General features: G+C 45.0%; 10 protein-coding genes. 7 read left to right on the top strand and 3 right to left on the bottom strand.

Translation table 11 applies throughout. The features are described 5' to 3' along the window. Positions 1 to 405: 405 nt before the first annotated feature. Positions 406 to 1,287 carry a LysR family transcriptional regulator gene (locus AB6E08_RS04350; protein ID WP_009844936.1) on the bottom strand — a complete coding sequence of 294 codons (882 nt, stop codon included), beginning with the start codon at positions 1,285 to 1,287 and terminating at the stop codon, positions 406 to 408. 157 nt (positions 1,288 to 1,444) lie between these two features. On the opposite strand from AB6E08_RS04350, the gene AB6E08_RS04345 reads away from it, so the two are divergent. From AB6E08_RS04345 to AB6E08_RS04315, 7 genes are all read left to right on the top strand, one after another. Continuing rightward, the gene (locus tag AB6E08_RS04345) at positions 1,445 to 1,843 is read left to right on the top strand and encodes a RidA family protein (protein WP_004730412.1); all 399 of its coding nucleotides are present in this window, start codon (positions 1,445 to 1,447) and stop codon (positions 1,841 to 1,843) included. A gap of 205 nt (positions 1,844 to 2,048) precedes the next feature. Further along, entirely contained in the window at positions 2,049 to 3,509 is a 1,461-nt protein-coding gene (locus tag AB6E08_RS04340) for an aldehyde dehydrogenase family protein (RefSeq protein ID WP_004730413.1), read from the top strand. 233 nt (positions 3,510 to 3,742) lie between these two features. Continuing rightward, positions 3,743 to 4,738, top strand: coding sequence for a membrane dipeptidase (locus AB6E08_RS04335; protein WP_372065951.1), 996 nt, complete (start codon positions 3,743 to 3,745; stop codon positions 4,736 to 4,738). A gap of 231 nt (positions 4,739 to 4,969) precedes the next feature. Beyond that, positions 4,970 to 6,565 (top strand): BCCT family transporter, encoded by a 1,596-nt coding sequence (locus AB6E08_RS04330; protein WP_004730416.1) that lies wholly within the window; start codon positions 4,970 to 4,972, stop codon positions 6,563 to 6,565. Positions 6,566 to 6,843: 278 nt separating this feature from the next. Continuing rightward, the gene (locus AB6E08_RS04325) at positions 6,844 to 8,658 is read left to right on the top strand and encodes a hypothetical protein (RefSeq protein ID WP_372065948.1); all 1,815 of its coding nucleotides are present in this window, start codon (positions 6,844 to 6,846) and stop codon (positions 8,656 to 8,658) included. Beyond that, entirely contained in the window at positions 8,655 to 9,392 is a 738-nt protein-coding gene (locus tag AB6E08_RS04320) for a DUF3726 domain-containing protein (RefSeq protein WP_009844939.1), read from the top strand. Before AB6E08_RS04325 ends, AB6E08_RS04320 begins: the two co-directional genes overlap by 4 nt. Before the next feature lie 364 nt (positions 9,393 to 9,756). Next, a complete protein-coding gene (locus AB6E08_RS04315; protein WP_372065945.1) occupies positions 9,757 to 11,049 on the top strand; it encodes an alpha/beta fold hydrolase in 1,293 nt (430 codons plus the stop codon). Between the two features lie 210 nt (positions 11,050 to 11,259). Here AB6E08_RS04315 and AB6E08_RS04310 read toward each other — a convergent pair whose 3' ends face one another. Beyond that, positions 11,260 to 11,442, bottom strand: a complete 183-nt coding sequence (locus tag AB6E08_RS04310) for a hypothetical protein (protein WP_017102586.1) — start codon at positions 11,440 to 11,442, stop codon at positions 11,260 to 11,262. A gap of 263 nt (positions 11,443 to 11,705) precedes the next feature. Continuing rightward, on the bottom strand, positions 11,706 to 11,933 hold the full coding sequence (locus AB6E08_RS04305) for a PAS factor family protein (RefSeq protein ID WP_004730426.1): 228 nt from the start codon (positions 11,931 to 11,933) through the stop codon (positions 11,706 to 11,708). Positions 11,934 to 11,984 lie beyond the last annotated feature (51 nt).

Here is an 11,984-nt window from a genome sequence, read left to right as displayed (position 1 = left end):
GAAATACGCGAAACGGGGTTGTTCTATCTTTAAATTTAATTACGCAACAAAGCCAGTGGATAAAGCTAGTTTTAATCAGCGATGAAAGCCTTCGTGCATTGAGTGATTTATCTATACGGCGTTCTCTATCTGGAAGTGATTATTTTTCAAAATAGTTTGTCACGACTTCATTCTTAACGTCTTTCTGGCGATTCGAAACGGAAAATAGGCGTTTAAGATGAATATGACGGAAGAAATTCAGCTCCTCACATGGATGTAAGGAGCTGAAGATAGGGCAAAAATCTGAAGGTTAGGGCACTAAGCCCAAGATAGAAAGGCCAAAGTCTGGAGATTCGAGCTGGAATTTCTTGATGTGTTGCTCTATCAACCGCTTTTTAAGCAAACAAACTCAATCATGCCCCTCTATTAGTCCTCATAACTTAAATATTGAATACATAAGTCATGAAAAGCCTGCGCTTGTGGCGAGATCGTACGATCAGACAATCTGAAAATACCGATTTGACGCTGTAAAGGTGGGTCAATCAACGGAATCCACACCAAGCGGGTTTCATTGGTTGGAAAAGCCAGTTTAGGCAGCGTGGTCACGCCTATCCCAAGCTCTAACACCGAAAACAACGAAGTAATGTTCTCGACTGAATACAAAGCTTGTTCGCTGAGCATTCGTGCCGGAGTTGGGTCGAGTAGAGTACAAGTACCGTTGCGAATGAAGGGTTGTTTTAACAAAGTTTGCCATTCTATTCCCTCTCGTTGAGAGGCGATGGGGTTGTCTTTGAGGCAGACCACACCAATAGGGTCAGAGAGCAAAGGCGTGAAATCGATGCTCTCTTCTTCTAAATGGGAGCTATTTCCGAGGGCAACATCCACCTCTCCAGAGAGTAATCTCGCTTCCACACCTGCCGCATTATCGTCAATTAAGCTGACCTCAACATTGGGGTACTTTTCGCAAAAAGCCCCTAAAACACTAGGGATTAGTTTTGCGGCCACTGAAGGCACGCTCGCTATTCGAACTCGCCCTTGTTGGCCAGCTGCTGCAGCACGGAGGTCGTTATCTAATGCCTTGTAAACATTTAAGAATTGAATGATTTTCGGTAAACATATTTCGCCAAAAGGTGTCAGCGTCGATTTGTTGCCCGTTTCAAACAGTGGTTGGCCGAGAATTTTTTCTAGCTCTTTTATCGATGTTGAAAGTGCCGCTTGCGAGCGATTTGCTCGGTGAGATGCCGCTCTAAATCCGCCTTCTTCGACCACTAAAACAAAATGTTTTAACTGTTGTAGCTTAATACTCATGACAGGAATCCTTCTCTAGGCCTTGCTATACCTTACTTTTTTAAAGGTGATAGATTTTATTTATCAAATGCACAAAATTTACCGTTAGATTTATCAGCCGTCAAGGTGCAGTATTTAACCATCTTGAAACATAGTTGTTACAAAGTTGGATGGAATCGTGAACGCACAAACTAAAAAACACCCAGTAAAAACCGAGCTTTTCGCTTCAAAAGCACCACTAGAGTGGGCAATCGTTAATAACGGCACTCTATACACAGCGCAGATTCCAATTGATGAAACTGGCGCAGTAGTAGAAGGCGGTATCGAAGCGCAAACGCGTCAGACTTTTAACAACCTTGTTCATACGTTGGAGTGTGCAGGCGAATCTATGGATTCAGTGCTGCAAGTTCTGATTTACGTGACAGACCGTGAATATCTAAAAACGGTCAACAGCGTATACGGAGAATACTTCAATGCACCTTATCCAAACCGTGCTGCGGTCGTCGTTGCAGGGTTAGCAAGAGAAGAAATGTTGGTTGAGTTCGTGGTTTACGCATCAGCCTCTCAACCTGAATAAAGATACTGTGAACTGAGGCAATTTGCGGATTAAAGTTATTTGTTTGTAAAGAAATTAGTCTGTAAAGATCTTTATTGATACAAGCGTCTTGGTTCAGTTTTAGATACAAGATTTAAACGTTATTTCTTATATAAATTAACGTTTTATTCATTAATCAGATGGTTGCCAGGCTCAAACGCAACCTAACCGTTACAAGGACAGAATGATGACTCAATTACAGAATGTTCAAGCAGAAAACGCACTTTATATTGGCGGCGAATGGCAAGCGGGTGTAAGCACCGTTGCGAACATTAACCCATCAGATATTTCAGAAAACATCGGTAACTTCGCACAAGCAAGTGCTGACCAAGTTCAACAGGCGATTTCAGCGGCAAAGCACGCTCAACCAGAGTGGGAAAAAACGCCGATTGAACGTAAGCAAGCAGTACTTCAAGCAATCGGTGATGAGCTGATTGCACGTTGTGATGAGCTAGGTACGTTGCTTTCTCGTGAAGAAGGTAAGCCTTTTGCTGAAGGTCGTGGCGAAATTTACCGTGCAGGTCAGTTCTTCCAGTACTTTGCGGCAGAAGTACTTCGTCAAATTGGCGACAACGCAGAATCAGTACGCCCTGGCGTTTCGGTTGAAGTGACTCGTGAAGCGGTGGGCGTTATCGGCATCATCTCTCCTTGGAACTTCCCAACGGCAACAGCAGCTTGGAAAATCGCTCCAGCGCTTGCTTTCGGTAACAGCGTTATCTGGAAACCAGCAAACCTAACACCAGCAAGTGCGGTTGCACTAACTGAAATCATCCACCGTCAAGGCATGCCAGCAGGCACGTTCAACCTTGTTCTAGGTAGTGGTTCAAAAGTAGGTGATGCACTGATCAACTCTAAAGAAGTGAACGGTGTGAGCTTTACTGGTTCTGTTGATACAGGTCGTAAGGTTGCGGCGGCTACAGCACCAAACTTCGTTCGTTGCCAACTAGAAATGGGCAGCAAGAACGCACTTGTGGTTGCAGATGATGCTGATATCCAAACAGCCGTTGATGCAACGATTGCAGGTTCATTCTCTGGCGCAGGTCAAAAATGTACAGCATCTTCTCGTCTAGTGGTTATGGATGGCATTCACGACCAATACGTTGAAGCACTAATCAAACGTATGAGCGAGCTGAAAGTGGGTCACGCACTAGAAGACGGCGTGTTCATGGGCCCTGTTGTTGACGGAAACCAACTTGAAGCAAACCTAGGTTGGGTTGAAAAAGCACGTCAAAGCGGCGGTGAGCTAGCATTCGGTGGCGAACGCCTAAGCATGAAACACGAAGGTTTCTACATGTCTCCAACGCTGTTCTTGAACACTAAGAACGATTGGGAAGTGAACCAAGAAGAAGTGTTTGCACCAATGGCAAGCGTGATTCGTGTCGCTGACCTAGAAGAAGCGATTGCGACAACAAACGATACTCGCTTTGGTCTAACGGGCGGCATCATTACTCAAAGCCTACGTACTAGCGCAATGTTCAAGCAACAAGCGCAAACAGGTTGTGTGATGGTGAACCTACCAACAGCAGGCACCGATTACCACGTACCGTTTGGTGGTCGTAAAGAGTCGAGCTTCGGTCCTCGTGAGCAAGGTCAATACGCGAAAGAGTTCTACACCGTGGTGAAGACAGCTTACCAGCGTCCTTACTAAGCAGCTTTCTATATAAGAATTGGATAGCTGAAGATATTAAGTCTCTAGCTATCCAGCTATCGAATTGGCCTGATTCACAGAGTCAGGCCAACATCCAAACCCAATTACGCTCAATCAATGTAGATTTCAAAGACTGAGCACCCAGTAAGTGATTTAACCCATTTTTGAAAACATGTTATTTGAGCGTGTTTTCAAAACCGAGCTAGAACACTGAGCTTTCAATAGGAGTGGTTATGTACCAGCAACGGATTGTTATAGATGGATTGCAATACTGCAATTGGAACAGAGAATATTTCCAAACACTAAAGGCGAGCGGCATTACAGCAGTTCACGCTACCGCGGTTTACCACGAGACAGCTCGTGAAACCTTATCTCGCTTTGCTGAGTGGAACCTAAGATTCGAGCAAAATGCAGACATTATCATGCCGATTCATTCAATGGCTGATGTTGAAACTGCAAAAGCGACAGGCAAAGTCGGCATTTTTCTAGGTGCTCAAAACTGTTCGCCAATCGATGATGAGATTGGTCTTATCGAAGTGATGCGTCAGCAGGGTCTTTTGATCATGCAGCTTACTTACAACAACCAAAGCTTACTGGCGACAGGTTGTTATGAGCAGAACGACACAGGCATCACGCGCTTTGGTAAACAGGCTATCGAAGAGATGAACCGAGTGGGCATGATCATCGATATGTCACACAGCGCTGAACGCTCAACACTTGAAGCGATTGACCTGTCTTCTCGTCCTATTTGTATCAGCCACGCGAACCCTACGTTTGCTCATGATGCATTACGAAACAAATCAAACGATGTGATTAAAGCCCTAACCGCACGCGGTGGCTTAATCGGATTCAGCTTATACCCATTCCACCTACCAAACGGCAGCCAATGTACGTTGGAAGATTTCTGCCAAATGGTTGCAACGACTGCTGACATGGTTGGCGTAGAACACCTAGGTATTGGTAGTGACCTATGCTTAAACCAACCTCAAGCCGTTCTTGAATGGATGAGAAATGGTCGTTGGTCTAAAGCAATGGACTATGGCGAAGGCTCTGCAAACAACTCAGGTTGGCCAGATGCGCTGCCTTGGTTCTGTGGTAGTGCGGGTATGGAAAACATCTATAACGGATTGATGCGCCATGGTTTCAGCGAGTCTGAAGCTGGGGAAGTCTTGGGAGAAAACTGGTTTAACTTCTTGAAAGATGGCCTAGAGCCTCAAAGCAAGGGTTAAGTGTTTTTTCACTAGCAATCATCGAATTAGCAGCCTTCTAATAAACGTTCATTTAGACGTGCTGTTTTAACCAATTTCACTATTCAAAAGGAACAACGGTCTATTTCGCAACGCGGTAACCCAAACATGGATTAGCCTGCCCAACACAAAAAACAATAGGGCAGGTGTTAAATACACCTCTTGTAGTCATCATTAAAGTGACAGCTGCAAAGAAACCTCTGGAGTCAGAGTATGTCTGATTTAACCAATAGCGTGAAATCTTCAAACGTAAATGCGGGTCAAACAAACACAGCAAACAATAATACACAGTCTGAATCTACTTCAGACAAATTAGGACTAACCAACCCAGCACTATGGTACAGCGGCGGCTTTATTGCTCTGTTCGTAGCCCTTGCTTTGTTTGATGGCGAGCTGTTATCAAGCCTAGTAAACACGGGTTTTGCTTGGTCTGTAAAAGTGTTCGGCCCTTATTGGCAAATGCTTCTTCTTCTGACTTTTCTTATTGGTCTTGGCCTAGCGGCAGGGCGAACAGGCAAGGTTATCCTAGGTGGCATCGATAAGCCTGAGATGGATGGCTTTCGCTGGATGGCAATCATCTTCTGTACACTACTTGCGGGTGGCGGCGTATTTTGGGCGGCAGCAGAGCCTATCGCGCACTATGTGAGCCCACCTCCGTTGTATGGCGCACAAGAAAATGCACAACAAGGCGCGGTGAATGCTCTATCACAATCCTTCATGCACTGGGGTTTTCTTGCATGGGCAATCGTTGGTAGCTTAACGTCTATCGTGGTTATGCACCTTCACTACGACAAAGGCTTACCGCTTAAACCTCGTATTCTTCTTTACCCTGTATTAGGTGAAAGAGCGCTGAAAGGCCATACAGGCGCATTGATTGATGCATGTTGTATTGTTGCAGTAGCAGCGGGCACCATCGGTCCGATTGGCTTCTTAGGCTTACAAGTGAGCTACGCCCTGAACGAACTGTTTGGTATTCCAGATGGCTTCACGACACAGCTGATCATCATCTTGTTCGCTATCGTTCTTTACACATTGTCTGCATTAAGTGGTCTTAACCGCGGGATGCAAATGCTAAGCCGTTACAACGTAATTTTAGCAATGGCATTGATGGTCTACATTCTGATCTTCGGCCCAACAAACTTCATTTTCAATGGCTACATCCAAGGTGTAGGCAGCATGATAGATAACTTCATCCCAATGGCAACATACCGTGGTGACGAAGGTTGGTTGAGCTGGTGGACAGTATTCTTCTGGGGTTGGTTCTTAGGTTACGGCCCAATGATGGCAATCTTCATCGCACGTATTTCACGCGGCCGTAGTATTCGCCAGTTGGTATCAACCATCAGTCTTATTGCACCGTTCGTAACATGTTTCTGGTTCACCATTGTTGGCGGTTCTGGCCTTGCGTTTGAAATTGCAGACCCAGGCAGCGTAAGTAAAGCGTTCGAAGGCTTCAATTTACCTGGCGCGCTACTGGCAGTAACTCAGCAACTACCAATGCCAATGCTTATCTCTATTCTGTTCTTGATCTTGACGACGATCTTCATCGTAACGACAGGTGACTCAATGACTTACACCATCAGTGTGGTAGTCAGTGGTGAGACAGAGCCTAACGCAATTATTCGTACTTTCTGGGGTGTGATGATGGGGGTAACAGCATTGATTCTGATTTCCCTAGGTTCAGGCGGAATCTCTGCGCTGCAATCGTTCATTGTAATCACAGCGGTACCGGTGTCCATAATCTTACTGCCATCGCTTTGGAATGCGCCTCAAATCGCAATCAAGATGGCAAAAGAGCAAGGTTTTTAAAGAACAGGTTTTTTAAAGAGCAGATTTTTTAAAGAAAAGGGCTCTGTAAGACAAGAGCTCTGTAAAAAAGAAACTGATTGAATAAGAACAAATCAGCCTTCGAAAGAAGGCTGATGAAAAAATTCCGAAAGGAACAGCAAAACCGTACTGGTGAAGATACACCGGACGGCAAAGTATTTAGGTCAATCGATCTAGTCAGGACAAATAATAAGGGGCGAGCTCGCTTGCCCCACATAACGTGAAAGCTAACCAGCATACTGTAATAACGAATGCTTCAAATGACGGCAACGATCGGTTCTGAATGGCTAGCAAAATCCTATAACTATAAGGTGGTGAGCAAAATGGATGCACATCGTTCTACCTACACTGAATCAGCATTACGTGACGCAACGGTTGTCATGGCACCGGAAAGGCTAGGTGCGATGCACCAAACACGCATCAGCTTTGTGAGAACTCTGATTCGTAAAATGGCGCAGCAAGAGTGGAAAGTGACGAAACATGAGTGGCAATTAGACGCTCAAGGTTTTGGTCATGTTATCTATAAGCTAGCGACGCCAAACCATGTTTATCATTTGGTTGTTTTTTGCGATGAAATTGCAGATGACGAACGAAATGACCGTGTAATTGCTGAAAAGTGGGACGTAACGTTTGCGCTTGTTCTTGGTGATGTTGATGTCACCCTACTTGAAAGACTTCGTGCGAATGTACCGCTTCAAGAAGCCGGCCGTAATCCAAATAACGTACTTGTTTTAGCGCGTGCAAACAAAAGTGTACGTGTGTTTGAACACATCGTGAGTCACTTGGCGAAAGGTGTTCAACCAACGCCAAAAGAACTCGCTGAAGTAGGCTACATCCTACGAACCACTGCCGTTTATGGTAATGGCAAATTTGGCATTGCAGATTTTAAAATCTTAGAGAAAAATGAAGATTTTAATCAGTCATTCAGTGCGCAAATGTGTGCAGTTTATATGCTGCGTGAGTTCAGCCTAGATTGGGTTCATTACCTAGCCGAACAACAGGGCGGTGAACAAGCGATTACCTTGCATCGAGGATTACAACGTTACCTTGGTGTTGGTAATGCGACTGGTTTAGGTATGGCGCCATACCTGATTAACCACCCTAGTATTGTCGATCAGTGGATGACAACCCGTGAACATGCATTGGCGGACGTGTTGTCCAGTCAGACTGATACGGCGTTGATCGAGCCACTGCGTACCTTAGTTAAAAAAGCGATTTGTCATTTAGAACAAGTCGTTACCATCAATGAAACACAGCAAGAGCTCAACAAAGCTGCTGTTGATGACTTGAAGCACACAGAACAATCATTAGAAGCTTCTGTCAGCCTGTGCGATACATGGGCACAGTTAGTCGAACAATCTAAGCACATGAGTATGGAAGCCCAAGAAATCCTTATCTCATGCTTGATGGAATTGTACCCAGAATTAGTGGACGCCCATCAAGAGCAAATGAATTGCAGCGAAACACTGTCGCTTCCTAGCGGCAAAAAGATTCAAGACCTTCTGGTTGTACTAGAAGAGAAGTATCGCTGGGCGATCACGACCGACTTTACTAAAGCAGAAAACAACTACTGGTTCTGGTATCGCTCTCAAGACAAAGAAGAGCCAAGACTCGGTGTTCGAGGTGAAGAGCTAGGTGAAGAGCGTGAACTGCCGTTGGATATTGGCCGTCAAGCTTACCGTTTGTACCATGCTTTATTGCAATTCGCGCCTGAGCTTTCATTGGCTGAGTTCCTTGTTAAACAGCCGCAACACCGTGCAATTGCGCGCCGTGTGTGGACGCTGGGTAACAAAGCGATGGGCGACATTCAAATGAATGTGCTGCATCAAGATTCGCCACCAATGCACTTGCTGCGTTGTAAGCTAGCGATGTTTGGTGCGACTAAGTTTGATCCTCGCTCAGACCGTTGGGTTCGAGTCACGTTTTTCCAAGGCGCACCGCTGCTTGATGAGATTCATCAGGATGAATGGGTGTTCCCAGTCTTACCAAGTGAAGCACCAAGTGAAGCAGAGCTCGCTGACTCACAAAAAGCTACTACATATATCAACGCTCAACATGGAGGTAAATCGTTATGATCGTTTCTCACAATGAACTGGTAGCGGCCGTCAATAAAGCCTTTTTAGGTATGCGTCGTACATGTGGTGAAGCTGATGTGATAGCGAACATGGTGGCAGATTTACAAATGGTGGGCTTGGATGGTGTTCGTCATTTTAACAGTGCGAGCAACTTCATCGGGCTAGAAGACGACCGCCCTGTCGATATTCAAGTGCGCAGCGATAATACGGTTGAAGTCGACCTGCACAAGGCGAGTTTGGCGTGTCATCTTCCTGTGATTATGGATTACTCGATTGAAAAAATGGTTGGCAAGAAGACACTGAAAATTGAGCTAAATAACTGCCACAACCGTTGGTTGGCGTACAGCGAGCTTGTAAAGTTAGCTGCGAAAGGTATTGCGTGCATGGCACGTTGGGATAACGGTTCTAACCCGAAGAGTACTTTGTATGTTCTTAATCGTGGTTGCGTTGCTCCAGAACTGTTTTTATCAGATTTGCCACTGGCATCGTACGAACATATCCACAATATGACCATCGAACTTTCCGTCCAGGATTTCGATATCGAACGTTTGTCAGATGGCTACCAAACACACATTGAATCAGAAGCGCTTTTTAAAACTCAAGAGAAAGCGTGGAACGATGGCATTGAGGTTGATGATGGGGAGTGGGCGGCACTGAAAGAGACCGCTACCGCAATCCTAGTTCAGAGCAGCGAACGCTCGACTCAAGGTGCCGGTGAACTGACGGCTTCGTAGTTGCTAGATGTAATAGGTTCATTAGAACTAATAGGTTCGATAGATTAACAGCGAGTAAGCCAGTTAGTTTATCAACACAGATAAAACCAAAGAGCTTAACGTATCCTCACCTCGTTAAGCTCTTTTTATTTGCCTCCCGTTTTCATCATTTCTCTCAATAGACCGCCCCTTAAGCCTCCTGTTTTGAAACAAGTTGTTACGCGTATAAAGCTAATTGGGCGATTTAATGAAGCACCTTCACAATCATGTTAAACAAACGGTTTCATTTACAAGCTAGTATGCGTATCTTGCTAAGGAAGGTGCCAAAGGGCGCCGTTTTTATTCGTACCGATGACTTTAGAATCAGATAAAAAAGGAATGAAGCGTGCAAGCTAACTTTATTGATGGAACCACCCTGTATCGTCAGCACTCATTTGAGTTGCCACTCGATTACCAAGCAAAAGATGGACAACAGATCCAAGTCTTCGCACGTGAGCTGGTTGATCTCGCTAAAGATGCGCAAGAGCTGCCGTGGTTGATCTACTTTCAGGGCGGCCCAGGCTTTCCATCTCCACGAGTGAGCGGTCAATCAGGTTGGCTAAAGCGTGCATTACAAAACTATCGTGTTCTGCTTCTTGACCAACGTGGTACAGGCAACAGCACGGTGATCAGCCATGAAACGTTGGCCCATCTGTCTCCAGAACAACAAGTTGAGTACTTAACGCATTTCAGAGCGGATAACATCGTTCGTGACGCTGAAGCGATTCGTGAACAGTTTGGTATTAAGCAATGGTCGACGATTGGTCAAAGCTTTGGTGGCTTCTGTACACTGAGCTATTTGTCGCTGTTCCCACAGAGCTTGCAGCGTTGTTATGTGACTGGCGGCATTCCTTCTATTGAACGCGAAGCTGACGATGTTTATCGTGCGACTTACAAGCGTGTAGAAGACAAAAACAGAGCCTTCTTTGCTCAATTCCCACAAGCACAAGCGATGTGTCGCGAGATCTCTGATTACCTGCTTAACAATGATGTGAGACTGCCAAACGGTCAGGTGTTTACAGTTGAACAGTTCCAGCTAATAGGTATTAATCTTGGTGGCGGCGAAGCAAACCTTCCAATGTATTTCACACTGGAGAGTGCGTTTGTTGAAGTGAACGGAAGCAAGCAGTTGAGCTACAGCTTCTTAAATCAAATGCAGCAAGAGCAGGGCTACCTAACGAACCCAATCTACGCTATTTTGCATGAATCGATTTACTGCCAAGGTGCAGCGTCTAACTGGTCTGCACACCGAGTACGCGAGCAGTACCCACACTTTAACTATCAATCGGGTAGCGAGTTCTGGTTTACCGGAGAAATGGTGTACCCATGGATGTTCGACCAACTAGAAACGCTTAAGCCATTACGTGAAGCGGCAAATATGTTGGCCGAGAAGTCGGACTGGGGCGCTTTGTACAACGCAGAGCAGCTGAGTAAGAATACGGTTCCAATGGCATGCGCAGTTTACGCTGACGATATGTACGTAGAGCTGGATTACAGCCGCGAAACACTGGCGAACATTCCAAACTCAAAAGCGTGGATTACCAACGAGTATGAGCACAATGGTTTGAGAATGGATGGTGAACGAATTGTCGATAAGTTAATGACGATGGTTGATGCGTTAGAGAACCTGCCAAAATAGTCAAACTCTCTGCGTAGGTTATCTACGTTAGAAGCTATCGATGTTAGAAGCTCTCTACGTTAGAGACAAGATACGCTAGAAACAAGAAAACGCTGCATCCGTGCAGCGTTTTTTTATGTCATCAAACTCTGTTTTACTCAGTATCGTATTGATTACTAAAGCGAGTAAAACAGAGAGTTTAAGAACCGGGAGGGATAGTTCCTAAACTCATTATGGTTGGATGACGATATCTTGATTTTCAGTAGTCGATAAGCTGGCGCGGTTCTGTTCGATAAGTTGAGCCGCATAAGAGGGAGTCACAGCTTGAACTTCGCCCTTGGAACGAATAGTTAGTGCTTCCCACGCATGATCACGGTATTTGCCTGTTTGTGTATATTCAATAAGTACTCTCATGATTCTTCAATCCGATGTGTGGTTAACGTGCTACTAACATTAGCGCCATTGTTGAGGTTGCACACCTGTTAAAAATGGAACATAAGATTAACCAAATGAGAATGCGTGTAACTTGAAAAACAGACCTTATTGAACTGATCTTAACTAACAGTATTTATCGTACCTAACTGCATTCATCGTAACCAACGGTACTTATCGTAAATGGCATCCATAAAAAACGCTGCACAGTGGCAGCGTTAAAGTTGAGAGCGGTTGAAGATTACTTAGCTGTTTTCTAAGCCAACAATCTTGCGTGCAGACATCACTGCGCTATCCAAATCGGTCAATCTACCAGCACTTGCTGGACCAAGAACTGATGAATACAAAGCCAACTGCTTCTCAAATGATAAATCTAATTGGTTATATAGATTTTGGCGGATTTGAGCGTGTTGCTGTGGCTTTGCGCTCGACAGACCTTCCAATGTATCGTAGATGAGTGTAGTTGTATCCATAACTGTCCTTAGTACATCTTTAGAAAATTTTGCATATTATGCACTTGGTGT

Source organism: Vibrio sp. 10N.247.310.24, from assembly GCF_041467175.1.
GTDB classification, from domain to species: Bacteria; Pseudomonadota; Gammaproteobacteria; order Enterobacterales; family Vibrionaceae; genus Vibrio; species Vibrio tasmaniensis_A.
Note: the sequence above shows the minus strand (reverse complement) of the source record. Positions and strands in the feature narration are given on the sequence as shown.